At 61.1% G+C, this 25793-nt stretch carries 24 protein-coding genes; 11 read left to right on the forward strand and 13 right to left on the reverse strand.

The features are described 5' to 3' along the window. The 4 genes from DOM54_RS11140 to DOM54_RS11155 form a co-directional block, all read right to left on the reverse strand. The gene (locus DOM54_RS11140) at nt 1–942 is read right to left on the reverse strand and encodes an ABC transporter permease (protein WP_110716372.1); all 942 of its coding nucleotides are present in this window, start codon (nt 940–942) and stop codon (nt 1–3) included. Then, nucleotides 939–1985, reverse strand: coding sequence for an ABC transporter permease (locus DOM54_RS11145; protein ID WP_110716373.1), 1047 nt, complete (start codon nt 1983–1985; stop codon nt 939–941). Before DOM54_RS11145 ends, DOM54_RS11140 begins: the two co-directional genes overlap by 4 nt. Next, the gene (locus DOM54_RS11150; protein WP_420852746.1) at nt 1982–3571 is read right to left on the reverse strand and encodes an ABC transporter substrate-binding protein; all 1590 of its coding nucleotides are present in this window, start codon (nt 3569–3571) and stop codon (nt 1982–1984) included. The genes DOM54_RS11145 and DOM54_RS11150 overlap by 4 nt, the downstream gene beginning before the upstream one ends. Before the next feature lie 179 nt (nt 3572–3750). Then, nucleotides 3751–4395 (reverse strand): carbonic anhydrase, encoded by a 645-nt coding sequence (locus tag DOM54_RS11155; RefSeq protein WP_110716374.1) that lies wholly within the window; start codon nt 4393–4395, stop codon nt 3751–3753. A 221-nt stretch (nt 4396–4616) separates the two neighbouring features. Here DOM54_RS11155 and gorA point away from each other — a divergent pair, with 221 nt between their 5' ends. The 4 genes from gorA to DOM54_RS11175 all read left to right on the forward strand — a co-directional run bounded on the left by gorA (nt 4617) and on the right by DOM54_RS11175 (nt 8799). Continuing rightward, entirely contained in the window at nt 4617–5978 is a 1362-nt protein-coding gene (gene gorA, locus DOM54_RS11160) for a glutathione-disulfide reductase (protein WP_110716375.1), read from the forward strand. Between the two features lie 446 nt (nt 5979–6424). Further along, nucleotides 6425–7003 (forward strand): diaminobutyrate acetyltransferase, encoded by a 579-nt coding sequence (ectA, locus tag DOM54_RS11165; RefSeq protein ID WP_110716376.1) that lies wholly within the window; start codon nt 6425–6427, stop codon nt 7001–7003. A 50-nt stretch (nt 7004–7053) separates the two neighbouring features. Then, nucleotides 7054–8319 (forward strand): diaminobutyrate--2-oxoglutarate transaminase, encoded by a 1266-nt coding sequence (ectB, locus tag DOM54_RS11170; RefSeq protein ID WP_110716377.1) that lies wholly within the window; start codon nt 7054–7056, stop codon nt 8317–8319. 84 nt (nt 8320–8403) lie between these two features. Next, nucleotides 8404–8799 carry an ectoine synthase gene (locus tag DOM54_RS11175; protein WP_110716378.1) on the forward strand — a complete coding sequence of 132 codons (396 nt, stop codon included), beginning with the start codon at nt 8404–8406 and terminating at the stop codon, nt 8797–8799. Nucleotides 8800–8884: 85 nt separating this feature from the next. Here DOM54_RS11175 and cyoE read toward each other — a convergent pair whose 3' ends face one another. From cyoE to cyoA, 5 genes are read right to left on the reverse strand one after another with little or no spacing between them, the layout of a single operon-like run. Continuing rightward, nucleotides 8885–9760 (reverse strand): heme o synthase, encoded by an 876-nt coding sequence (gene cyoE / locus DOM54_RS11180; RefSeq protein ID WP_420852747.1) that lies wholly within the window; start codon nt 9758–9760, stop codon nt 8885–8887. Between the two features lie 25 nt (nt 9761–9785). Further along, nucleotides 9786–10118, reverse strand: a complete 333-nt coding sequence (gene cyoD / locus DOM54_RS11185) for a cytochrome o ubiquinol oxidase subunit IV (RefSeq protein WP_110716380.1) — start codon at nt 10116–10118, stop codon at nt 9786–9788. A 1-nt stretch (nt 10119) separates the two neighbouring features. After that, the gene (gene cyoC, locus DOM54_RS11190) at nt 10120–10737 is read right to left on the reverse strand and encodes a cytochrome o ubiquinol oxidase subunit III (protein ID WP_110716381.1); all 618 of its coding nucleotides are present in this window, start codon (nt 10735–10737) and stop codon (nt 10120–10122) included. Nucleotides 10738–10739: 2 nt separating this feature from the next. Beyond that, nucleotides 10740–12722, reverse strand: coding sequence for a cytochrome o ubiquinol oxidase subunit I (cyoB, locus tag DOM54_RS11195; RefSeq protein ID WP_110716382.1), 1983 nt, complete (start codon nt 12720–12722; stop codon nt 10740–10742). A gap of 4 nt (nt 12723–12726) precedes the next feature. Then, entirely contained in the window at nt 12727–13719 is a 993-nt protein-coding gene (cyoA, locus tag DOM54_RS11200) for a ubiquinol oxidase subunit II (protein ID WP_338067022.1), read from the reverse strand. Between the two features lie 410 nt (nt 13720–14129). Here cyoA and DOM54_RS11205 point away from each other — a divergent pair, with 410 nt between their 5' ends. Genes DOM54_RS11205 through yidD form a run of 3 tightly spaced genes read left to right on the forward strand, consistent with a single transcriptional unit; the run spans nt 14130 to nt 15334 of the window. Further along, nucleotides 14130–14588 (forward strand): transcriptional repressor, encoded by a 459-nt coding sequence (locus DOM54_RS11205; protein ID WP_110716384.1) that lies wholly within the window; start codon nt 14130–14132, stop codon nt 14586–14588. A 21-nt stretch (nt 14589–14609) separates the two neighbouring features. After that, nucleotides 14610–15053: a phosphoribosyl-AMP cyclohydrolase gene (gene hisI, locus DOM54_RS11210; RefSeq protein WP_110716385.1), complete on the forward strand. Its 444-nt coding sequence runs from the start codon at nt 14610–14612 to the stop codon at nt 15051–15053. An 8-nt stretch (nt 15054–15061) separates the two neighbouring features. After that, nucleotides 15062–15334, forward strand: a complete 273-nt coding sequence (yidD, locus tag DOM54_RS11215; RefSeq protein ID WP_276309677.1) for a membrane protein insertion efficiency factor YidD — start codon at nt 15062–15064, stop codon at nt 15332–15334. Nucleotides 15335–15350: 16 nt separating this feature from the next. Here yidD and DOM54_RS11220 read toward each other — a convergent pair whose 3' ends face one another. Beyond that, on the reverse strand, nt 15351–15779 hold the full coding sequence (locus DOM54_RS11220; protein WP_110716386.1) for a SufE family protein: 429 nt from the start codon (nt 15777–15779) through the stop codon (nt 15351–15353). A gap of 175 nt (nt 15780–15954) precedes the next feature. Between DOM54_RS11220 and DOM54_RS11225 the strand changes: the two genes are divergently transcribed. Beyond that, entirely contained in the window at nt 15955–16926 is a 972-nt protein-coding gene (locus tag DOM54_RS11225; protein WP_110716387.1) for a DNA-binding protein, read from the forward strand. Nucleotides 16927–16939: 13 nt separating this feature from the next. Here DOM54_RS11225 and DOM54_RS11230 read toward each other — a convergent pair whose 3' ends face one another. Continuing rightward, on the reverse strand, nt 16940–17905 hold the full coding sequence (locus DOM54_RS11230; RefSeq protein WP_110716388.1) for a TAXI family TRAP transporter solute-binding subunit: 966 nt from the start codon (nt 17903–17905) through the stop codon (nt 16940–16942). 205 nt (nt 17906–18110) lie between these two features. Then, a complete protein-coding gene (gene nfuA / locus DOM54_RS11235; RefSeq protein ID WP_110599700.1) occupies nt 18111–18698 on the reverse strand; it encodes a Fe-S biogenesis protein NfuA in 588 nt (195 codons plus the stop codon). Nucleotides 18699–18883: 185 nt separating this feature from the next. Between nfuA and metH the strand changes: the two genes are divergently transcribed. The 3 genes from metH (at nt 18884) to DOM54_RS11250 (ending at nt 24935) form a co-directional block, all read left to right on the forward strand. Further along, on the forward strand, nt 18884–22639 hold the full coding sequence (gene metH / locus DOM54_RS11240) for a methionine synthase (RefSeq protein WP_110716389.1): 3756 nt from the start codon (nt 18884–18886) through the stop codon (nt 22637–22639). Between the two features lie 117 nt (nt 22640–22756). Beyond that, complete coding sequence (locus DOM54_RS11245; protein WP_110716390.1) at nt 22757–24412, forward strand: nitrite/sulfite reductase; 1656 nt, start codon at nt 22757–22759, stop codon at nt 24410–24412. Next, nucleotides 24402–24935 (forward strand): DUF934 domain-containing protein, encoded by a 534-nt coding sequence (locus DOM54_RS11250; protein WP_110716391.1) that lies wholly within the window; start codon nt 24402–24404, stop codon nt 24933–24935. Before DOM54_RS11245 ends, DOM54_RS11250 begins: the two co-directional genes overlap by 11 nt. 102 nt (nt 24936–25037) lie before the next feature. Here DOM54_RS11250 and smrA read toward each other — a convergent pair whose 3' ends face one another. Further along, nucleotides 25038–25637: a DNA endonuclease SmrA gene (smrA, locus tag DOM54_RS11255; RefSeq protein WP_110716392.1), complete on the reverse strand. Its 600-nt coding sequence runs from the start codon at nt 25635–25637 to the stop codon at nt 25038–25040. Between the last annotated feature and the right edge of the window lie 156 nt (nt 25638–25793).

The raw sequence follows: 25793 nt of genomic DNA on the forward strand, positions 1-25793 counted from the left end.
TCAACCCTTGTAAACGCGGGGATTCATCGTATCGCGCAACCAGTCCCCCAGCAGGTTGACGACCAGCACCAGCATCACCAGAAACAGGCCGGGTAGCAGCGTGATCCACCAGGAGCCGGACTGCAGGTAGTCGAACCCAGACTTGATCAGCGACCCCAGCGACGGTTCGGTCTCGGGCATGCCCAGGCCGAGAAACGACAGCGCCCCTTCGGCCATGATGGCATTGGCGATCTGGACCGTGGAGAGCACCAGGATCGGTGACAGGGTATTGGGCAGAATGTGCCGCCACATGATGCGGTAGCTGGAGAAACCCAGTACCCGAGCAGCGTCGACGTACTCCTTGCGCTTCTCCGCCAGCACGCTGGCTCTCACCGTGCGGGCATACTGCGGCCACTCGCTCAGGCCGATGATCGTGACCAGGATCGCGATGCCATAGTCGCCGTAGAACGCGCTGCCGAAGGCCGCCTTGACCACGGCGCCGATGACGATTGCCATCATCAGGGTCGAGAAGGATAGCTGGATATCGGCCATCCGCATCAGCAGTGCATCGACGATCCCCCCCCGATAACCCGCGAGCAGGCCTAGCGCCGTCCCCAGCAGTGATTGGACGAGCACCGCCCCGAAGCCGATCGCCAGCGAGACGCGAGCGCCGTATAGCATGGTCGACAGCAGATCCCGCCCTTGGGCATCGGTCCCCAGCAGATGGCCAGGCTCGCTGCCGTCGATCCAGAACGGGGGCAGCTCGGAATCGAGTAGATTGATCTGGGCGAGGTCGTAGGGGTTGCTCGGGGCGATCCACGGGGTCAGCAACAATCCGATCATCAGCAACCCGAACAGCAGGAGACAGACCTGGGCACGCCGGTCTCGCTGCAGCCGGTAGAAAAAATGGGAGTCGCGGAAGCGTCGCCATGCCGTGGATGAGGAGCCGTTTTCGAAACTCATGCCGACCTCCCGCTCAACGTTATCCGTGGATTCAGGACCCGATAGAGCAGGTCGACGAGGGTATTGGTCACCACGAACATCAGCCCGACCACCATCAGGTAGGCGACGATCAGCGGCATGTCTGCCCGTTCGATGGCATCGAGGAACATCAGTCCGGCGCCGGGCCACTGGAACACGGTCTCCGTCAACAGGGTGTAGGCCACCAGCGTGCCGATCTGGACCCCGCCGAGGGTTACCACGGGCAGGAGAGTGTTCTTGAGCGCGTGCAGGAAGTAGATCCGCGACGGCCGCAATCCTCTGGCCTTGGCGTATTTGACGTAGTCCGACTCCAGCACTTCCAGCATCTCGGCATGAATGAGACGGACGAACAGCGGCAGCATGACGAACGCCAGGGAGAGGGCAGGAAGCAGCAGATAGAGAAGTCCCTGCCACGAGGCGAAGTTGGTGTACCAGACACCCCAGACATGGACGGGGTTGCCACGACCATAGGCCGGCATCCCGCCCTGAATGGAGAGCAACTGGTTGAGCCACTGCCCCCAGCCGGTGCCCGTGGGGAACAGCGTCACCTGGATACCGATCGAGAAGAGCTGGATCAGTACCATGGCGCTCAGGAAGACCGGTACCGAGATACCGAGCAGCGATAGTCCCATCAATCCTCGCGCCAGCCAACTGCGAGGCCGGATCGCGCAGAAGATGCCCATCGGCACCGACAGCAGCAGGGTGATCACCGCACTGGCCGCAACCAGTTCCAGGGTGGCTGGAAGGTAGCGTGCGATGACATCGAGCGCGGGCTCGTGGAAGAAATAGGAGTCGCCGAAGTTCAACTCCACAGCGTCGCCGGCGAAATGCAGGTACTGCATCCACAGCGGACGATCCAGGCCGAGCGAGTGCCGCAGCCCCGTCGACTCGGCGTCGGTCGCCGTCGGCCCCAGCATCTGTCGGACGGGATCTCCCAAGCCGTCCTGAATGGCGAATCCGACCACGCTGATGACGAACATCACCGCCACGGCCTGCAATAGCCGGCGCATCAAGAAGAGTATCATCGGGGATGGACCACCACGTCACCCAGGTAAGGCATGTTCATCACGTTGAGCACCGGGGTGATATCGACGCGATCGGCCGCCGCCCAGGCGAGATTCTGCCAGTACAGGGGGATAAACGGGGCTTCGTCGTGAATCTCCAGCTCGGCCTGCTGCAGCAGGCCGGCTCGCGCCGCCGGCTGCATGGTGAGGTTTGCCCGCGCCACCAGCGCATCGATCCGTGGATTGCAGTATTCGCTGGCATTGTACTGACCCGCGCCGGTCTCGGCGTCGGGGCAGAAGGTCAGGTACTCGAAGAAGTTGGCGGAGTCACCGGTATCCGAATACCACCCCATCATCATCATGTCGGCCGCGCGGTTGTCGTATTCGGCCCAGTACTGGTTCTTGGGTAAGGTCTCGAACTCGACGGTGACGTTGATCTTGGCCAGCATCGCGGCGATCGCCAGCGCCACCTGGGCGGTCTGGGCATCGTTGACGTAGCGATTGTTGGGCGCCATCAGGGTGACCGAGAATCCGTCGCCGTAGCCGGCTTCGCGCATCAGCTCGCGAGCCTTGGCGAGATCGTGACGCGGGGTCAGCGTCGGAACATGACTCGCGTATCCCTGGGGCGACATCTGAGCCGCGGGGGTCGCAAACCCCTTCAGCAGGCGCTGGGCAATGGCGGTCTGGTTGACCGCGTAGGCGAAGGCGAGGCGCACGCGCCGGTCGCGAAAAGCCGCTACCCGCTGCTCGTTGAGCTGCAGCATGGTGATACGGGTGCCGGGCATGGTAACCAGCTTGACCCCTTTGGCGTGACGAAGTCGCTGGACCGCGTTGAACGGGACCGGGGAGATGAAATCGACGTCGCCGGAGAGCAGGGCGGCAACGCGGGTGGCGTTCTCGGCGATGGGCGTCATCACCAGACGCTCGACATTACCGGGGGAGCCGGTGTCCCAGTAGTCCGGAAACCGCTCGAACTCGATCCTGGCGCCGGGCTGGCGTTTCACGACCTCGAAGGGGCCGGTGCCCGACAGGTGGCGCGAGGCGAATGAATTGCCGTTCTTGACGATATCGCTCTTGTCGAGACCTTCGGCCGAGGTGCCGGAGTAGAACTGGCTATCCATCGGAAAGATATAGGTCGCAAGGTTGAGCAACAGCGGGTAAGGCTGGCGCGTTTCCAGATCCACGGTGAACGCGTCCACGGCCTCTATCCGGCTTATCGGCGCGAAGATGGCCCGGAAGTCCGGGCTTCGTTGCAGTCGGTGCAGCGTCCAGACGACATCCTTGGCGGTGAACGCATTGCCGCTGTGGAAGGTGACGCCGTGTCGTAGATGGAAGCGCATCGTCGTATCGTCGAGCTGCTCCCAGCGGGTGGCGAGGCGAGGTTCGAAATCGAGTTCGCGATTCCAGCGAACCAGCGGATCGAAGGCCAGGTGCGACAGCTGAAGCATGCCAATGGAGAGCTGTTCGTGGATGTCCAGCGATACCGGGTCGGTATCGTAGGCGACCCTGAGCGTGATGGGGCTGTCGTCGGCCAGGGCGGCCCCCATCGAAAGAGGCATCAGCAGCCCCCCGACCATCAGGCCGAGCAGGAACGTTGTGAGACGCATTGCGGGTTCCGCTATTGTTATTGAACGTCGTTACCGGATCGATCGGGCTGAAGCCGAGCCTGTCGATCACCACCTTACTGATGGATGGTCGGCCAGCCCAATCGAAATGTTGTTACGCGCCATTCAGTGGATGAATAGCGGCAATGAACGGCGCGCCACGCCGGCCCGGCAGGGAGCGATCAGCCCTGGGCGGGAATGGTTGGCTGGATACGGATGGTCCCGGTCTGATCGGCACGGGATACGGTGCAACCCAGGTCGTTGACGCGGCCATCCTTGAGCCCGTAGACCCAGCCATGCACCGACAACGGCTGCTCTCGCTCCCACGCCCGCTGGATGATCTTGGTGCGGCACAAGTTGGCGACCTGAAGCCGCACGTTGTGCTCGCAAAGTCGGTCGACCCGCTCGTCCAGTGAGAGCTGCTCCATCTCCGGCCCAAGTTGCTGGTAGAGTTCGCTGACGCTGTTGAGCCAGTAATCGACGATGCCATGCTCGCCACCGGTGATCGCGGCCTTGACGCCGCCACAGCCATAATGGCCGACAACCATGATGTGCTTGACCTTGAGCACGTCGACGGCGAACTGGATGACCGACAATGCATTCATGTCATTGTGATAGATCAGGTTGGCGACATTGCGGTGCACGAACACCTCGCCGGGCGGCAAGTCCACGATCTGATTGGCGGGGACCCGGCTGTCGGAGCAACCGATCCAGAGATAGTCGGGGTTCTGCTGTTGAGAGAGTCGAGCGAAAAAGTTCGGATCGCGCAGCTGAATCCCGTCGGCCCAGCGCCGGTTCTGCTCGAGAAGAGTCTGGATATCGTTCATGACGGTAACCTGATAATGGGGGGGGGACGAACCACTGGTTCGCGATCGAATCAGCGATTCTAGGCCATCCGCCGCCATTTTCGAAGTCGCCCGGTCGACCACGCGAGCGCTAGCCCCATAACACCAAAGCATTTTCTATATCACACCGATAGCCTTGGGCTTTTCCGACGTCGACGCCGGGCTGGTATCATCGCCCCACTATTTTCTCGAGGAGTCTCACAGTGGCGAATTACGATTACGACCTTTTCGTGATAGGAGCCGGATCGGGTGGCGTCCGCGCCGCGCGTACGGCTGCAGCGACCGGCGCCAGGGTTGCCGTTGCCGAGGACCGCTATCTCGGCGGCACCTGCGTCAACGTGGGTTGCGTGCCGAAGAAGCTGTACTCCTACGCCGCGCATTTCCACGATGCCTTCGAGGATAGCCGCGGTTTCGGCTGGACGATTCCCGAGGCGCCGCAGTTCGACTGGGCCACGCTGCGCGACAACAAGATCGAAGAAATCAAGCGTCTCAACGGCATCTACGGCCGCTTGCTGGACGGTGCCGGCGTCAAGCTCATCAACGGTCGCGCCAAGGTCGTCGATACCAACGCCGTCGAGGTCAACGGCGAGCGTATCACCGCCGAGAAGATACTGGTCGCGGTCGGTGGCTGGCCGTGGACACCGGAGTTCGAGGGAAGCGAACTCACCGTCAACTCCAACCAGGTGTTCGATCTCGACAGTTTCCCCCGACGCTTCCTGGTGTTGGGCGGTGGCTATATCGCCGTCGAATTCGCCAGCATCTTCAACGGGCTGGGTGCGGATACCCACCTTATCTATCGCGGCGAGCTGTTCCTGCGGGGATTCGACCAGGAGGTGCGCGAGTTCACCCGTGACGAGATGGCGAAAAAAGGCGTCAATCTGCACTTCGAGACCAACATCGAACGCATTCGCCGGGTCGAGGGCGGGCTCGAAGTGACATTGACCAACGGCGAACGGCTCGAGGTGGACGCGGTGCTGGCCGCCACGGGTCGCCGGCCGCATCTCGAAGGTCTGGGGTTGGAAGCGCTCGGTGTCCAGCTCGACACCGACGGCACGCTCAAGGTCAACGAGCGTTTCGAGTCCTCCGTACCCTCGATTCTCGCGCTGGGGGATGTCACAGGGGGACCCGAGTTGACGCCAGTCGCTCTGGCCGAAGCGATGCACCTGGTTCAACACCATTTCGGTGACAAGACGCCGCCGCCGCTCGACTACGAGAACATCGCGACAGCGGTGTTCTGCCATCCCAACATCGGTACCGTCGGCCTCTCCGAAGAGGAGGCGCGGGCCCGGTTCGATGCAATTCGCGTCTACAGCGCCGATTTTCGCCCGATGAAGCATACGCTCTCCGGCAGCGACGAGCGTTGCCTGATGAAGCTGGTGGTCGATGACGCCAGCGATCGCGTCGTCGGGGCCCATATGGTTGGCGACGAGGCAGGGGAGACCATTCAAGGTATCGCGATTGCCGTGCGCGCCCGACTGACCAAGGCAGACTTCGATGCCACGGTGGGTATTCACCCGACCGCGGCGGAGGAGTTCGTCACCATGCGAAGCGTGACGCGACGCTGATCGTCTCGAATCGGCTGCCTTTCAATGACCGCCGCTGAGGCGGTCATTGTCGTTCCACGGCAGGACTGCCTGCCGCTCCTCCCCGGAGTTGGTGCCAAAACCCGCTTTTCCGCACCCTTTCCGTCGCTCGTATCGTTCTCATCGAAGGGCCATCTGCCGGATCGCTCCCGCAGCGTTGGCACCAGAACCCGCATGACCGCGCCCTTTGTCGCCGCTCAGGTCGTCCTCACCGATGTGCCGTCTGTCGGATCGCTCCCCCTCTTTGGCACCGAGACCCGCTTTACCGCACCTTTTTTCAGCTTCTCGTCTAGACTCAGTAGCGAGAGGGCTAGAATCACCCGTATAAATAATATTTATTGATTCAGTGCTGAAAAATAACCTGCCGTTTGAAGCATTTCCGGCGCGCTGTTATCCTTGTTCCCAATTTCGCCATAACGATGATGACGATGACCAATCCCAATCCGGCGTTTACCCCCTCGGCAGATCTGGCTCGACCGACGGTTGCCGATGCCGTCGTGGGCAAGCCAGACATGCCCTTGTTCATTCGCAAGCCCACGACGGAAGACGGGTGGGGAATCTATGAACTGGTAAAGGCCTGCCCGCCGCTGGATGTCAATTCGGGATACGCCTACCTACTGCTCGCGACCCAGTTCCGCGACAGCTGTGCCGTCGCCACGACGGAAGAGGGTGAAATCGTTGGGTTCGTTTCCGGCTACGTCAAGGCCGCCGCGCCGGACATCTATTTCCTGTGGCAAGTTGCGGTTGGCGAGAAAGCACGTGGAACCGGCCTGGCGCGACGCCTCGTCGAAGCCGTGCTGACCCGCCCGGAACTCGCCAGCCTGAATCATCTGGAAACCACGATCACCCCTGACAATCAGGCCTCATGGGGATTGTTCAAGCGTCTTGCGGACCGCTGGCAGGCGCCGCTCATCAGCCGCGAATATTTCTCGACCGACCAATTGGGCGGCGAGCACGATCCGGAGAATCTCGTCCGAATCGGCCCGTTCGACCCGCAACGCATCTAGGGCGGATCGCGATCCGCGCCCTACCACGCATCGCTAACCAGGGAGGTTGTATGCAGACCCAGATTCTCGAACGCATGGAGTCCGAAGTCCGGACCTATTCCCGCTCCTTTCCCATCGTCTTCACCAAGGCGCAGGGCGCACGGTTGACCGCGGAAGATGGCCGCGAGTACATCGATTTTCTCGCCGGCGCCGGCACGCTGAACTACGGCCACAACCATCCGAAACTCCAGCAAGCGCTGGTCGAGTACATCACATCGAATGGCATCGTCCATGGCCTCGACATGTGGACCGCGGCCAAACGCGACTACCTGGAAACCCTGGAGGAAGTGATCTTCAAGCCGCGCGGGCTGGACTACAAGGTCCATCTGCCTGGCCCGACGGGGACCAACGCGGTCGAGGCGGCCATCCGGCTGGCTCGTGTTGCCAAGGGTCGCCACAACATCGTCACCTTCACCAACGGCTTCCATGGCGTCACCATGGGGGCGCTGGCGACTACCGGAAATCGCAAGTTCCGTGAAGCGACCGGTGGCATCCCGACTCAGGGCGCCAGCTTCATGCCGTTCGACGGCTATCTCGGTGAAGGCACCGACACGCTCGACTATTTCGAGAAACTACTGGGTGACAAGTCGGGTGGGCTGGACGTACCCGCCGGCGTGATCATCGAGACGGTCCAGGGCGAGGGTGGCATCAATCCGGCCGGCCTGGATTGGCTGAAACGCCTTGAGAGCATCTGCCGGGCCCACGACATCCTGCTGATCGTCGATGATATCCAGGCGGGCTGCGGCCGTACCGGCAAGTTCTTCAGCTTCGAGCATGCCGGGATCGTGCCCGACATCGTCACCAATTCGAAATCGCTGTCGGCCTACGGCTTGCCGTTCGCCCACGTGCTGATGCGTCCCGAATTGGACAAGTGGAAACCGGGCCAATACAACGGCACCTTCCGTGGCTTCAACATGGCGTTCGTGACGGCTGCCGCGGCACTGCGCCATTTCTGGAGTGACGACAAGTTCGAACGTGACGTCCAGCGCAAAGGCCGCATCGTCGAGGAGCGGTTTGCCAGAATCGCCGCCTCGTTGACCGAGATGGGTTACCCCGCGAGCGAGCGTGGCCGTGGCCTGATGCGCGGTATCGATGTGGGCGATGGCGACATCGCCGACAAGATCACGGCGAAAGCCTTCGAAAATGGTCTGGTCATCGAGACCGCTGGCCAGGATGGACAGGTCATCAAGTGTCTCTGCCCGCTGGTCATCACTGACGAGGATCTGCTGGAAGGGCTGGACATTCTGGAGCGCAGCGCCAGGGAAGCTTTTGCCTGAGTCTCGATTATCGACGTTACGGAGCGGCTCCTGGGCCGCTCTCCCATTTTTCAGCAGCAATCACCCACCAAGGAGTCGTTATCGATGATTGTACGTAATCTCGAGGAATGCCGGAAAACCGATCGTTTCGTCAAGGCGGAGAACGGCAACTGGGACAGCACTCGGATGATGCTGGCCGATGATAATTGCGGTTTCTCGTTCAATATCACCCGCATTCATCCGGGTACGGAAACCCACATCCACTACAAGAACCATATCGAGGCGGTGTTCTGCTACGAGGGTGAAGGTGAGGTGGAAACCATTGCCGATGGCAAGATCCACAAGATCAAGGCGGGCGACATGTACCTGCTGGATCAGCATGACGAGCACTGGCTGCGTGGCAAGGAGAAGGGCATGACCGTGGCTTGCGTCTTCAGCCCGGCTCTGACCGGCCGCGAAGTCCACCGCGAAGACGGTTCCTACGCGCCGGCCGACGATTGACAGTGACAGCGAGCCGATGGGCCTGCGTACCCGCAGAAGAAAAAAGACCGCCGAAGCGGTCTTTTTTTGGCTCGAGACTGCCTTGTCAGCGCAAGGCGAACGAGACCAGCGATTCGGTCATCGGCATACGGCTGTCTACTGACATCATCACGCTCAGGGCCGTCACCACCAGGATCGAGATACCGAACACCTTGCGAGCCCAGGCTCCATCGTTGGTGGCGCGATATCCCTTGAGGGTAATGCCGAACCAGTAGGCCCCGACGGCGACGGCGACGATGGCGTAAGCCCAGCCGGTATAGCCGGATACCGACAGCATCACCGACGCAATCACGAACAGCGCCGTGTAGATCACGATATGCCGCTTGGCCACGGCGATGCCGCATTTCACCGGTAGAACCGGAATCGATGCCGACGCGTAGTCGTCGAATCGGAAAATGGCAATCGCGTAGGAGTGCGGCATCTGCCACATGCTGAAGATGATCAGCAGCAGCAGGGCGCCCAGGTCGAACTGCCCCGTTACCGCGCAATAACCGATCACCGGCGGTGAGGCGCCGGAGAGGCTTCCGATCAGGGTGCTGTAGACCGAGTGCCGTTTGAGATAGAGGCTGTAGGCACCGACGTAGATGGCGAACCCGAACGCGGCGAAGCCCGTCGCCAAAGGGGTCGTCATCCACGCCAGTAAACCGAATCCGACGAGACCCAGCATGCAGCCGAGCAGCAGGGCGATCGGAATCGATATCTCGCCGGTCACCATGGCGCGGGACTGCGTTCTGGCCATATGCCCGTCGATATCGCGATCGATCACGTTATTGAAGACGCATCCCGAGGCGACCACGAGCGATGTGCCAAGCACCGCTGCCAGAAACAACCACGGCTCGAAACGGCCACCGGCGGCCAGAAAGTAGCCGCCGATGACTGTGACGAGGTTACCGAAGATGATGCCGGGCTTGGTAAGCAGCAAATAGGGCTTCAAGGCCATTTGCAGGCTAGCCCAACATCATGTTGACGTGGATGTTGTGCATGATCCAAAGCGAACCACCAACGATCAGCGTCAAGATGCCGATGGTGAACACGAAGGAGATCACGTTCCAGCCGCCTTCGGCCTTGGTATTCAGGTGCATGAAGAGGACCAGCTGCACCAGCACCTGGATCACGGCGGTGACCACCACTGTCACCATCATGACCGGAAGGCTGAAGCTGCCGGTCATGACGACACCGAACGCAATCAGTGTCAGCACGATCGAGAGAACCAGCCCGATGGTGTATGACTTGTAGCTGCCGTGACTGGCGCCGTCGTGCGAAGTATGAATGTCGCTCATATCACATGGCTCCCATCAGGTAGACGAAGGAGAAGACACAGATCCAGACGATGTCCAGGAAGTGCCAGAACAGGCTCAGGCACAGCATGCGCGGCTTGGTCACGCTGTCCAGACCCTGCTTGGAGATCTGGAAGAACATGATCGCGATCCAGATCAGACCGAACGTCACGTGCAGGCCGTGGGTACCGACCAGAGTGAAGAAGGCCGACAGGAAGGCGCTGCGATCCGGACCATAGCCCTCGGCGATGAGGTGATGAAACTCGTACACCTCCATCGCGATGAAGCCGAAGCCGAGCAGGAAGGTGACGGCCAGCCACTTGAGCACCGCACCGCGATCGCCGGCATTCTGCGCCAGGACGGCTAGACCGAAGGTGAAACTACTGATCAACAGCAGGAAAGTTTCGACCAGCACGAAGGGCAGTTCGAAGATTTCCTGGGACGTGGGGCCACCGGCGGTGGCCGTGGCCAGCACGCCGAAGGTCGCGAACAGGGTGCCGAAGATCACCAGGTCGCTCATCAGGTAGATCCAGAACCCGAAGACCTTCATTGCACCAGCGTCGTGGTGCTCATGCCCGTCGTGGGCATGAGCGTCGTGCTGCTTGAGTGTGTCGGTTGCCATGATTAAGCCTGCATCTCCAACCGTTTGTGGTATTCACGCTCGGTCTCTTCGACCTCGGCAGCGCTGACGTGGTAGTCGGTATCCTTGTTGAAGATACGGAACATGAACGTCACGAACATGCCGATCGCGCCCAGGCCGACCAGCCACCAGATATGCCAGATCAGCGCGAAGCCGAAGAATAGGCTGAACAGCGACATGATCGGCCCTTCCGCGGTGTTCTTGGGCATGTGAACGTCCTCGAACTTGGTCGCGAGCTCCCGTTTGAAGCCACCCGGCTGCTGCTTCATCTCCCAGTAGCTGTCGATGGAATCGACCTTGGGCAGATAGGCGAAGTTGTAGTTCGGGGGCGGAGAAGAGGTCGACCACTCCAGCGTGCGACCATCCCACGGGTCACCGGTCAGATCGCGATTTTTCTCACGGTCGCGAATACTGACGATCAGTTGGATCACCATGCAGGCGATACCGGCGGCAATGATCACGGCGCCTACCCAGGCGACGATCATCAACGGCTGCCACTCGGACTGCTCGTAGGACTGCATGCGACGCATGGCGCCAAAGAAGCTCAAGGCATAGAGCGGCATGAAGGCCATGTAGAAACCGATCAGCCAGCACCAGAAGGAGCGCTTGCCCCATTTCTCGCTCAGCGTGAAGCCGAACGCCTTCGGGAACCAGTAGGACAAGCCGGCCATCATGCCGAACACCACGCCGCCGATGATGACGTTATGGAAGTGGGCGATGACGAAAAGGCTGTTGTGGAGCACGAAGTTGGCACCCGGCACGGCCAGCATGACGCCGGTCATGCCACCCAGGGTAAAGGTGATGATGAAACCGATGGTCCACAACACCGGGGTCGTGAACTGGATACGACCACGATACATCGTGAACAGCCAGTTGAAGATCTTCACCCCGGTCGGGATGGCGATGATCATCGTCATGATGCCGAAGAACGCATTGACGTTGGCGCCAGCGCCCATGGTGAAGAAGTGGTGCAGCCAGACGATGAAGGAGAGCACGGTGATCGCGGCCGTCGCCCAGACCATGGTCTTGTAGCCGAACAGGCGCTTCTTGGTGAAGGTCGCGATGACCTCGGAGAAGACGCCGAAGGCCGGCAGGATCAGGATGTAGACTTCCGGATGGCCCCAGGCCCAGATGAGATTGACGTACATCATCTGGCTGCCGCCCATGTCATTGGTGAAGAAGTGCATGCCCAGATAGCGATCCAGGGTCAGCATGGCAATGGTGGCGGTCAGGATCGGGAACGACAGGATGATCAGGACGTTGGTGCAGAGCGCTGTCCAGGTGAAGATCGGCATGCGAAACAGCGTCATGCCCTGGGTGCGCATCTTGAGGATGGTGACGAAGAAGTTGATACCCGTCAGCGTCGTCCCGATTCCCGATAGCTGTAACGCCCATATCCAGTAATCGACACCGACGTCCGGACTGTACTGGAGTTCAGACAGTGGCGCATAGGCCAGCCACCCGGTCTTGGCGAATTCACCGACGACCAGCGACACGTTGACCAGGATCATGCCCGCCGCGAACAGCCAGAAGCTCAGGTTGTTCATGAACGGGAAGGCGACGTCGCGGGCACCAATCTGCAGCGGTACGACCAGGTTCATCAAACCGATGACCATGGGCATGGCGACGAAGAAGATCATGATCACACCGTGAGCGGTGAAGATCTGATCATAGTGGTGGGGCGGCAGGAACCCTTCGGCACCGCCGGCCGCGATGGCTTGCTGAGACCGCATCATGATGGCGTCGGCGAAACCGCGGATCAGCATCACCAGCGCGACCAGGAAGTACATCACACCGATTTTCTTGTGATCGATGGACGTGACCCACTCGGTCCAGAGATAACCCCACTTGCGATAGTAGGTGATCAGGCCGAGGACCAGGGCACCGACGATACCGATGACCGCCGCGGTGACCATGATGATCGGCTCATGGTATGGAATCGAATCTAAACTGAGTTTTCCGAACATGACGTTACTCCGCTGCCTGCGCACTCATGGGCATTGAAGACTCCCGTGCTTCGTTGTGCTCGCCATGGCTATCGGTACCGCCGTGACCAGCTTTATAACTTTTGATCAGATCGCCGTAGAAGTCGGGCGAGACCTGCGAGAAGTATTCCACCGGATTGGCAATGGAGGGTTTGGCGATCTGGTCATAGTCAGCCGGGAACATCATGCTCTTGGGGGACTGCTTGACCTTGTCGACCCACGCCTGGAAATCCGCATCCGACGTCACGTGCGCGTCGAAGAGCATCTCCGAGAAACCTTCGCCGCTGTAGTGCGTCGAGCGACCACGGAAAGTGCCCACTTCGTTGCCTTCCAGATAGACGTCGTTGTCCATGCCGGCCATGGCGTAGATCTGGCTCCCGAGGTTCGGGATCATGAACGAGTTCATGACCGTGCCCGAGGTGACCCGAAAGTGAATCGGGGTGTCCACCGGAATGGCCAGCTCGTTGACCGTGGCGATACCTTCGTCGGGATAGATGAACAGCCACTTCCAGTCGAGCGAGATCGCGTCGACCGTCATGGTTTCATCTTCGCTGGCGATAGGCTTGTGTGGGTCGAAAGAGTGCGACGTCTGCCATGTCAGGATGGCGAGGAAGAAGATGATGACGCACGGAATTGCCCAGACGAATACCTCGATGATATTCGAGTGTTCCCAGTTCGGCGTGTATTTGGCCGCGAGATTGGTCCCGCGATATTTCCACGCAAACAGGATGGTCATCACGATGACCGGGATTACCACGATCAACATCAAGCCAAAGGCCGTGATGATCAACGACTTCAGACCCTGGCCAATCTGGCCGGATGGATCCATGAGTGCTGATCCACAACCACTCAACAGCAGTGGCGTGGTTAGCCACGTCATCACACTCAAATACTTGAGGGAGTTCCTTTTTCTCATCTCACGACCCCAGTGGAGGAAAGCTTTTCGGCCCTGCAACAATCGGTTAGCGGCCTGCATCATACGCCGCTAGCCAGGGCTGACAACTCTGACACGACGCGCAATGGCGTACCGAGCATCCGACGTCGCCAACGAAGTAGGGATTTCGCGGTCGGCATTGTACCGAAAAATTGGCTTCTGATCAGAGGGTGGCGGGAAACTCTCCGCCTGTGTGGCGATTTGTCGCAGATCGTCGCGACCCGTTTTTGGCCATCTGGATCAGCGTAGCCCAACTCGGTGGCGATCTCAGAATTTTCGTCCTGCACGTGCGCGCCGTGGCGCACTCCAATCATTCGCATAATATATATTATGTTAAATAGGCTATCTCAAGCCGACGCTGGCGAATACCCAGGCCCTGCCGGCCAGCCTCGCCGGTGGCTCCGTGCCACGCGAGCGCGTAGAATGTGCTGCTGTCGATGAAAACGGGAAATTCGATGCTCGATTCGGATGTGCTGCTGAGACAGGCAGATCAACAGTGTCAGGAACGTGGCGTCCGGTTTACGCCGATTCGCCGCCGCGTGTTGGAGATGATATCCAGCACGCCGGGAGGCCTGAAAGCCTACGATCTGCTCGATCGGCTATCGGATGAGCACGCTTCCGCGCGCCCACCGACTGTCTATCGGGCGCTGGACTTCCTGATCGAGCAAGGCCTGGTTCATCGAATCGAATCGCTCAACGCCTATATCGCCTGCCCGTGTCCCGAACACGTGCACCGCTTCCAGCTGTTGATCTGTCGGCACTGCGGCCGTGTCGAAGAGCTTCACCAGGAAGTCGTCGGCGATATGCTGTCGCGGACCGCAAGGGAGCGCGGATTCACGATCCAGCGCCAGACCATCGAGCTGCTCGGCGCTTGTGATGCCTGCCTCGAGAAAGACTCATCCTCGTCTGACTGATTTCAACCTACGGTGACACCCATGTCCGGCCTTTTCCACGATCTCGAGCGTTCTTCATCTGGCGCTCGCGTCGCTATCGGCGATCTACTTTCGGCGGTCAAATGGAATGCCGACGGACTGATTCCCGCCATCGCGCAGCAGCACGATAGCGGCGAGGTCCTGATGATGGCATGGATGAATCGCGCTGCACTGGAAGAGACGCTTGCCACCGGACGTGTCTGCTACTGGTCTCGCTCCCGACAGGCGTTCTGGCGCAAAGGCGAGACATCGGGCCAGCAGCAACATCTCGTCGAGGCCCGCCTCGACTGCGATGGCGATACGTTATTGCTCAAGGTAGACCAGTCGGGACCGGCTTGTCATACCGGCCGACGTCACTGCTTCTATCTGCGTCTGACCCCGGAGTTCGGCGAGGTCGACAGCGACCCCCTGGTTTCACCGGAAACGCTATACGGCCAGAAGCGCTGAGACCCATCGTGATCGCCAAGATAGCCACATGGCTGTTTATCGGGCTGATACAGCTATACCGTTATGGCATCAGCCCGGTGATCGGACCACGTTGCCGATTCTGGCCAACCTGCTCGAATTACGCGCTGGAGGCCATCAACCTGCATGGACCCTGGCGCGGGACGTGGCTGGCCATTCGCCGACTGCTCAAATGCCACCCTTTTCATCCAGGCGGCGTTGACCCGGTGCCCGCCTCCCATCACCGGAAATGCCCATGTCATCAGGCAAATCACCAGAAGTAGGAGCCGGGTCGCCCGGTCAGTGAACCGATCGGCTCCCCTGGGTCTCGCGGGCAATGGCGTAGATGCTTTCGATCATGGCATGCAGTCCATTGCTGCGTGTCGGCGACAAATGCTTGTCCAGCCCCAGCTCTGCCAGAAACCTTGGTTCCCCATTCAGAATTTCTTCGGGTTCGCGATTATCATAGATCCGCATCAGGATCGCGATCAGCCCGCTGACGATAGCGGCATCCGATGTCGCGCGGAATCTCAACCGCCCCGCTTCTTCCGTGGCGCGCAACCAGACGTTGGACTGACAGCCCTCGATCTTGTAATCCGCCACCTTGTCTTCTTCCGGATATTCCGGCAACTGGCGTCCCATATCGATGATGTACTGGTAGCGATCCATCCAGTTGTCGAAGATCGAGAATTCATCCAGTAGCTCGGCCTGGGCCTGCTCAATACTCATTAGCGTCTCCCTAGTCTCTGGTTCGTATTATAAAGGTTGCAGGATCCGATCCCCAGAGTCTGATTCCTTTCATTACATACAGATTTTTACGTATACACCTTACGTAAATCGCCTATGCTGGATACCAGGAGCCACCAGAAGCTCCGGTATCATTGGCAACGCAAGGGAATCAGACATGGCACGCAATGGAATCCGCTACGATGACGTCTGTCGTGCGATCGATACACTCCAGCAGCGTGGAGAAGCGATCAGCGTCCAGAAGGTCCGGGAATTTCTCGGTACCGGCAGCTACACCACCATCAGCGACCATCTGCGCGAATGGAGACTGCGCCAGAGCGGAGACTCGGTACAGGCCATTCCGCGCAACCTCGAGCGCCCCGAGGGACTCGATGCCTGGGTCTCCGATATCTGGGACAAGGCGCAGCGAGCCGCCTACGAGAAACTGGCCGTCTACCGTCAGGAAGCTGACGAGCAGATCCGCGAGGCCGACGACGCCAGCCACCAGGCAAGACGCCAGTGCGAGGATGCCGAACAGCGGCTGCAGGCGCTCAACGAGCATATGCTCCGCGTCCAGGAGCGTCTCGAGAACAAGACCACGGAAGCCGCCCATCTCCAGGCAGAACTGCAATCGCTGCAATCCGCCCAGAGCCAGCAACAGAAGCGTATCGTCCAGCTCGAGCAGACCTGCCAGCGCCATCAATCCAGTCTGGAGCAGGCGGAACAGCAGCATCGTGACGCCATGGCCAAGCAACACCAAGCCAACCAGACCAAACTCGCCCAGGAAGAGAAACGCCACGAATCCGCCGAGTCGCGGTTGATGGGCCTACTGGAGGATGCTCGTCAGGAGCGCTTGAAGCAGGAGAAGCAGTATGAGCAACGCCTGGCGTCGCTGGATCAACGCTGCGAACGCCTGCAGCACGATCTTTCCGAGCAGCGCCGGCAGTATGGCCAACTCCAGGAGTCACTGCGCGCCGACAAGGTCCACATGGAGCAGGCCGAGAGCGAGAAGCGCGTCAGCGACGACCGGGTCAGGTCCATGCAGCAGGAGCGCCAGCGCCTGGAAAGCGAGCTCAAGAATCTCCGTGCCGCCAATCGTGAACTGCACGACAGGCTGTCTCGCGCTGCCCTGCCCCCCACCGCCAGTTGATATCGCACGCCGGTCAATTCTCGGCCGGCAGCAGTCCCACCTCTTCGTAGTAACGACGCGCTCCGGGATGGAGGGGCGCGGTCATTCCCTCGCCAACCATTCTGGCTGGTGCCAACTGCGCCAGTGACGGATGCGAGCGACGCAGTGCCCCCAGATGCTCGAACACCGCCTTGACCAGTCGATAGACATCGTCGTCATCGGCGTCCGAACGTGTCATCAGGGTCGCCCTGACGCCGAAGGTCGTCGTGTCATCGGGCGTGTTGGCATAGGTGCCGCCCGGAATGACAGTGACACTGTAATAAGGCGCGGCCTCGATCAGATGGGCGACGTCGGGCCCGGAAACGTCGACCAGATGGGCACCGCAACGTTGGGTTGCCTCGTCGATGGCTTGCGAGGGATGGCCGACGACGTAGAAAAACGCGTCCAGCTTGCCACTGCACATGACCCGGGTCATGTCCTCGGGTTTCAGTTCACTGGCCAGAGCGAAGGCCCCTTCCGTCTTGCCTTTGACTGCCAGCAAGGCGTTCAGTGTGGCGCGGTGGCCGGATCCGGGATTGCCCACGTTGACACGCTTTCCCAGCAGGTCGTCGAACTCATGGATATCGGCTGACCTGGCGACGACCGTGAACGCTTCGGCATGCAGCGAGAACAGGGCTCTCAAATCGGGGCTGGGGCCGTTGTCGTAGAACTGGGCAATACCTTCGAAGGCCGCATACTGAATATCCGACTGGACGATGCCGAAATCTAGATCTCCATTGCGAACGCTATTGACGTTATAGAACGAGCCCCCGGTCGGCAGGGCCTGACATGTGGCGCCGGTCGCTTGCTGGTAGAGCTGGCAGATGGCGCGCCCAGTGGGGAAATAGACCCCGGATGCGCCCCCCGTGCCGATGACGATGGACGAGTTAGCCCATGTCGGAATAGACCAGAGCAGCGAGGCCAAGGCCAGAAAACCGAAGTAAAACCGCTTCGTGGGCATGGGCGCCTCCGCTCTTGTCACCGCAAAAACCGGCCAGCACAGGCAGGTTGCTGTCATCCAGGTTATCGGCTGCGGCGGCAGAAGCTGAAATCCGGGCAAGTCCGGTGGTTGCCGGGCGATCGCCAGAACGCGAAGAGCGCCCTGATGAGCGCTCTTCGCGGGGGCCGTGAGTCGCAAGCGTGCTGCTTGCAAGCCCTGGCCGGTTTCAGTAGTAGGCGTTGGTGGTATCGGTATGGTCGGTGACGTCGCGAATGCCGGCGAGCTCCGGGATGCGCTCCATCAGGGTCTTCTCGACGCCATCCTTGAGGGTGAGATCGACCGCCGCGCAGCCCTGGCAGCCGCCACCGAACTGCAGCACCGCGACCTGCTCTTCGGTGAGCTGGATCAGGCGGATCTCGCCGCCATGCGATGCCAGGCCAGGATTGATCTCGCTATAGAGGATGTAGTTGACGCGATCCTCGAGCGGACTGTCGGCGTTGACCTTCGGCATCTTGGCGTTGGGCGCCTTGATGGTGAGCTGGCCGCCCATGCGGTCGGCATTGAAATCGACCACCGCCTCTTCCAGGAACGGCACGCTGTTCTTGTCGAGATAGACGCTGAACTTCTCCAGCTCCACCCGCTCGTCGCTGGGCTCCTCCTCGCCAGGACGGCAGTAGGCAAGGCAGGTCTCCGCGTACGGGGTACCAGGCTGGGTGATGAAGACGCGCACGGCGATGTCGTCGACGTTCTGCTTGGCCAGCAACTCGGCCAGATATTCCTGGCCGCTTTCGGTGATCTGAATCGGTTGGCTCATGAGACTGGGGACTCTGCTTGAGATGTACCGTTATGGTAGGAAAAAGCGCGCGCCAAGACAATCCCGAGTGATTTAGTCAGGCTTGTCGTCCAAGTCCCGCCATTCGTGCCTTTCTGATACCATGCGGCCCCTCGGTGTCTCGCGAGGGACGCGACCTGTTTACCTGCCGTTGGAGAGTCACCGCCATGACTGCCATTACCGCCTCTGCCTCGCTCGCCACGCTGAAGAAGACGCTGGGCGAGCGTATCGTGATCCTCGACGGCGGCATGGGGACGATGCTCCAGGATTATGGCCTGGAAGAAGCCGACTTTCGCGGTCAGCGTTTTGCCGATTGGCCTAGCGAACTCAAGGGCAACAACGATCTGCTGACGCTGACGCGATCGGACATCGTCGAATCGATCCACCGCGCCTACCTGGAGGCCGGGGCCGACATCGTCGAGACCAACACCTTCAACAGTACCCGGCTGTCCCAATCCGATTACGGCATGGAGTCGCTGACCGTCGAGCTCAATCGCGAAGCAGCCAGACTGGCAAGGGAGGTCTGCGATGCCGTCGCCGAGGAGACCGGTGTCCCGCGCTATGTCGCAGGCGTGCTGGGTCCGACATCGCGCACCGCCTCGCTGTCACCGGACGTCAACGATCCGGCCAGGCGCAATGTCACCTTCGATCAACTGCGTGACAATTACATCGAGGCCGCCACCGCGCTGATCGATGGCGGTGCCGACATCATCCTGATCGAGACGATCTTCGACACACTCAATGCCAAGGCTGCCATCTACGCCCTGGAGGCCCTGTTCGAGTCCCGCGGCGAACGTCTGCCGGTGATGATCTCCGGCACCATCACCGACGCTTCCGGCCGCACCCTCTCTGGCCAGACGACGGAAGCGTTCTGGAACGCAGTACGTCACGCCCGTCCGCTCTCCGTCGGCTTGAACTGCGCACTCGGCGCCCAGGAGCTTCGGCCCTATCTCGAGGAGCTTTCGAACAAGGCCGACACCTTCGTCTCCGCCCATCCCAACGCGGGGCTACCCAACGAATTCGGCGAGTACGACCAGACCGCCGAAGAGATGGCGGCCATCGTCCGGGAGTTTGCCGACAGCGGATTGATCAACGTCATCGGTGGCTGCTGCGGCACGACGCCGGAGCATATCGCCGCGGTCAAGCGCGCCGTCGACGGCGTTTCGCCCCGGCCCGTACCCGAGCGTCCCGCCGCCTGCCGGCTGTCCGGTCTCGAACCCTTCAACATCGAAGCCGATTCACTGTTCGTCAACGTCGGCGAGCGAACCAACGTCACCGGTTCGGCCCGTTTCAAGCGCCTGATCCAGGAAGAGGACTACACCACCGCGCTTGAAGTCGCCCTGGAGCAGGTCGAGAACGGTGCCCAGGTGATCGACATCAACATGGACGAGGGCATGCTGGAGTCCGAGGAGGCGATGGTGCGCTTCCTCAACCTGATCGCCGGCGAACCCGATATCGCCCGGGTGCCGATCATGGTCGACTCCTCCAAGTGGGAGATCATCGAAGCCGGTCTCAAGTGCATTCAGGGCAAGGCGATCGTCAATTCGATTTCGCTGAAGGAAGGCGAAGCGTCGTTTCGCCACCAGGCCAACGAGTGTCGGCGCCACGGCGCCGCCATCGTGGTCATGGCGTTCGACGAGCAGGGCCAGGCCGACACCTTCGCCCGCAAGACCGAAATCTGCCAGCGCGCCTACCGTCTGCTGGTCGATGAGATCGGCTTCCCCGCCGAGGACATTATCTTCGACCCCAATATCTTCGCCATCGCCACCGGGATCGAGGAGCACAACAACTACGCCGTCGATTTCATCGAGGCCACCCAGTGGATCCACCAGAACCTGCCTCATGCGATGATCTCGGGCGGGGTCTCCAACGTCTCGTTCTCGTTTCGCGGCAACAATCCGGTGCGCGAGGCGATCCACTCGGTGTTTCTCTATCACGCGGTCAAGGCCGGCATGTCGATGGGCATCGTCAACGCCGGCCAGCTGGCGGTCTACGACGATCTGCCGAGCGAGCTGCGCGAGGCGGTCGAGGACGTGGTGCTCAATCGCCGCGACGACGGCACCGAACGGCTGCTGGAGATTGCCGAGCAGTACCGTGGGGACGGCAGCGGCGCGGCAAAGAAAGAAGATCTCGAATGGCGAGGATGGGAAGTCAACAAGCGGATCGAGCACGCCCTGGTCAAGGGGGTCACCGCCTATATCGAAGCTGACACCGAGGAGGCCCGGGCGGCCGCCGCGCGCCCCATCGAGGTGATCGAGGGTCCCCTGATGGACGGCATGAACGTGGTCGGCGACCTGTTCGGCGCCGGCAAGATGTTTCTGCCGCAGGTGGTCAAGTCGGCGCGGGTGATGAAGCAGGCCGTCGCCTACCTGATCCCCTACATCGAAGCGGAGAAATCCGGCGATGTGCAGTCCAAGGGCAAGATCGTGATGGCCACGGTCAAGGGGGATGTTCACGATATCGGCAAGAACATCGTCGGCGTGGTGCTCCAGTGCAACAACTATGAGGTGATCGACCTCGGCGTGATGGTACCGACGGAAAAGATCCTCAAGACCGCGCGAGACGAGAACGCCGATATCATCGGTCTCTCCGGCCTGATCACGCCGTCGCTGGACGAGATGGTCCACGTCGCCAAGGAGATGAAGCGTCAGGGCTTTCAGCTCCCGCTTCTGATCGGTGGCGCTACCACCTCGAAGGCGCATACGGCGGTGAAGATCGCGCCCCAGTACGACGAGCCGGTGATCTACGTCAGCGATGCCTCCCGCGCCGTCGGCGTTGCCAGCCGACTGCTCTCGCCGACCCAGAAACCCACCTACTTCGCCGAGATCCGGCAGGAGTACGACCAGGTCCGCGAGCGCAACGCCAAACGCCGCCCCAAGGCGTCCGATCTACCTTACAGCTCGGCTCGGGAGCGGCGCTTCAAGGTGGACTGGAACCACTTCCAACCGGTCAGGCCTATCCAGCCGGGGATCACCGTGTTCGACGACTACGATCTCGACGAGCTCGTCGAGTTCATCGACTGGACGCCCTTCTTCATGACCTGGCAGCTCTCGGGCAAGTATCCGCGGATACTCGAGGACGAGGTCGTCGGCGAAGCGGCGCGCAATCTGTTTCGCGATGCCCAGGCCATGCTGCGCAAGCTGATCGACGAGCGCCACATTCATGCGCGCGGCGTGATCGGGCTGTGGCCGGCCAACAGCGTCGACGACGATGTGATCGAGGTCTACGCTGACGACAGTCGCGAAACGGTGATCGAACGCCTCCACCATATTCGCCAGCAGAGTACCAAGGGGCGCGACGGCGTGTGCCATAGCCTGGCCGACTTCATCGCTCCGAGGGCAAGTGGCAAGCTCGACTGGATCGGCGGTTTCGCCGTGACTTCCGGCCATGGTGCCGACGAGTTGGCCAAGCGCTACGAGGCCGCCGGCGACGATTACAACGCTATCCTGGTTCAGGCGCTGTCCGATCGTCTGGCGGAAGCCTTTGCCGAGCGCCTCCACGAGCGCGTACGCAAGGAGTTCTGGGGCTACGTGCCAGAGGAGGCGCTGGACAACGACGCCCTGATCGCCGAAAAATATCAGGGGATCCGCCCGGCTCCCGGTTACCCGGCCTGCCCCGATCACACCGAGAAAGCCACACTGTTCCGCCTGTTGGAGGCCACCGCACGCACCGGCATTTCGCTGACCGACAGTTTTGCCATGTGGCCGGCGGCGGCGGTCTCCGGCTGGTATTTCGCCCACCCGTCAGCGAAATATTTCTCCACCGGCAAGATCGGTCGGGACCAGGTCGAGGCGCTGGCCCGGCACAAGGCGATGCCGCTCGCGGAACTGGAGCGCTGGTTGTCGCCCGTGCTCTCCTATGATCCGGAGCGACCAGCAGCCGCTGACGGCGAACGCGACTCCGGATCCGCGCTGGCCTCGTGATGGCGCGGTCGTCATAACGATAAAGCAAGAAATTATGAGTATTTATTCTTTTGTAGAATAAAGCGCACGCGGTAAGGTGCTCTCATTGGCAATCCATGACTAGCAGGATCAGGCCCGATGTATCGCTACGACTCTTATGACCAGACGCTCGTCGACGAGCGCGTTGCGCAGTTTCGCGACCAGATGGATCGCTATCTCGCCGGCAAGCTCGGCGAAGAGGAGTTTCGTCCGGTCAGACTCCAGAATGGTCTTTATATCCAGCGCCATGCGCCGATGCTGCGCATCGCCATTCCCTACGGCATGTTGAGCAGTGATCAGTTGCGCGCGTTGGCAACTATCACCCGGCGCTACGACCGCGGCTACGGCCACTTCACCACTCGCCAGAATCTCCAGCTCAACTGGCCGGCGCAGGAAGACGTGCCCGATATCCTAGCTGACCTGGCCAAGGTCCAGATGCACGCCATCCAGACCAGCGGCAACTGCATTCGCAATACCACCAGCGACCAGTTCGCAGGCATCGCCAAGGATGAAGTGGTCGACCCGCGCCCCTGGTGCGAGCTGATTCGCCAGTGGTCCACGCTGCATCCGGAATTCGCCTATCTGCCGCGCAAGTTCAAGATCGCGGTCACCGGCGCCACCGAAGATCGCGCCGCGATCCACGTCCACGACATCGGCCTGCGACTGTTTTTGAACGACGCTGGCGAGTTGCGCTTCCGCGTTCTCGCTGGCGGCGGCATGGGACGTACGCCGATGATCGGCGAGGTGGTGCGCGCGGACCTGCCCTGGCAGCATCTGCTGACCTACCTCGAAGCCATCGTCCGGGTCTACAACCAGTTCGGTCGCCGTGACAACAAGTTCAAGGCGCGGATCAAGATTCTGGTCAAGGCGCTGGGCGTCGAGGAGTTCGCCCGTCGCGTCGAAGCCGAGTGGGCCCATCTCAAGGATGGCCCGCAGACCTTGAACGAAGGGGCGGTGGACGAAGCCAAGACGCACTTCCCCGAACCGGCGCGTCGCCCGGTCGCCGAATCCGCGATCGTCGCCTACGAGACACTTCGCCAGGAAAATCGCGCCTTCGCCCGCTTCGTGACCAACAATGTCATGGATCACAAGGTGCCTGGCTACAAGGCGGTCACGCTGTCGTTGAAACGTCGCGAGGCAGCCCCGGGCGATATCACCGCAGATCAGATGGACGCCGTGGCGGATCTCGCGGAGACCTTCGGCTTCGGCGAGCTACGCGTCACCCACGAGCAGAACCTGGTGCTGTCGGACGTACCCGTCGACGAGATCGAGGCGCTGTGGCAGCAGCTCGATGCGCTGGGCATGGCCAATCCCACCGTGGGCACCTTGAATGACATCATCTGCTGCCCGGGCGGTGATTTCTGCTCGCTGGCCAACGCGGTCTCGATCCCCATCGCCCAGGCGATTCAGGAGCGCTTCGAGGACCTCGATTTCCTGTATGACCTGGGTCCGATCGATCTCAACATTTCCGGCTGCATGAACGCCTGCGGGCATCACCATGTCGGCAATATCGGCATCCTCGGCGTCGACAAGAAAGGTGAGGAGTACTATCAGATCTCGCTGGGCGGCAACGCCGACGACGACGTGTCGTTGGGCAAGATCCTGGGCCCCTCCTTCTATCGCGAGGATGTCCCGGACGTCATCGACAAGGTTCTGCAGGTCTACGTCGAAAAGCGCCTCGACGAAGAGCGCTTCCTCGATACCTATCGTCGTGTCGGTCACCAGGCTTTCAAGGAGCGGGTCTATGCAGCCTGAACAGGAATTTCAAGAAACGCCGGAGGCCGCGACCGCCACGAGTACGCTGATCAAGCTCGGCAAACCGGTCACCGATACCTGGGGGCTCTCCCGCGACGCGGAGAGCCTGCCCGAGGCTCGCCCCGCCATCGTGCCGCTCGCCTTATGGCAGCGGCATGCGGATCAGGACGGGCTGTCGCCCTGGCTGCCAAGCGACACCGAGTTGACCCCGGAACTGGCGGCGACGCTGGAGAAGTCCCCGCTGGTGGCGATCGACTTCCCCGCATTCACCGATGGCCGAGGCTATACGCTGGCGCGATTGCTGCGGGAACGTTTCGGTTATGCCGGCGAAGTGCGAGCGATCGGCGACGTCCTGATCGACCAGCTCTACTACATGACGCGCTGCGGCTTCGACGCCCTGGCACTGCGCGAGGATCAGGAACTCGAGCCGGCCCTCAAGGCGCTCGCCGCCTTCAGCGTCAGCTACCAGCCCGCCGTGGACCTGAATGAACCCTTGTTCGCCCGCCGCCTGCGGGAGCGCTGATATCGGCTCGGAGCCGGTTTTCCACGCAATGACCCCAGCCAAGGCTGGGGTCATTGCGTTGGGCCAACGATCTCAGTGCTTGTGTACCCGGCACTAGGCAACTCAACCGCGCCGCTTCTGCTGGCGCTCCCGATTGCGCGACCTGGCGCGCTCCGACTTGCGCAGCATCACGAAAGTCGCCCCGATTCCCCCTTGCTGGGCTGGCGCCGAGCTGAAGGCCTGGACCTGCTCGAACTGTTGGAGCCAGTGGCCGAGGTAGGAGCGCACGACGTTGGGGTGACCGTCGTCCTCGCGCGAGCGGCCGTGGACGATGAGCACACTGCGCAGGTCGTGTTCATAGGCATCGCGGAGAAAACCGAACACGGCGCGGCGACACTCTATGACCGGCATGCGCATGATGTGCAATCGCGCCTCGGCGGGATAGCCGCCATGACGCAACCGCTCGAGCACGCCGACCTGGATGCCGTCGCGACGAAACTCGATCGGATCGTGGGCACCGACCAGGTCGACGAATTGGTCGGACAGGAAGTCCCGTTCGTCGTCGCGGGCCTGCTGGGCACTCTCGCGACGCGCGAGCTGGGCGTCGGAGGGTGGCGTCTGGGGCCTGGCAACCGCAGCCTTGTCCCGCCCCTTGCTGATCGGCCGTACATCGGTGCCCAAGGCTTCGCGGAATGCCTGGAAGTCGTTGGCGGCGTGACTCATGATGGCGCTCCTCCGTCGCTGACATCGTTGACGCTTCGACTTCGAATGCTAGCACGGGGTACAGGAGACGCCTCAATGGCCTCTTCGGAACCCGTGCCTGCGTGCGACGCCCGCGCCTGAGGTAAGCTGACGGGCATGTTTCTCGAATTCCATGAC

Origin of the sequence: Salinicola acroporae (assembly GCF_003206615.1) — a bacterium.
GTDB classification, from domain to species: Bacteria; Pseudomonadota; Gammaproteobacteria; order Pseudomonadales; family Halomonadaceae; genus Salinicola; species Salinicola acroporae.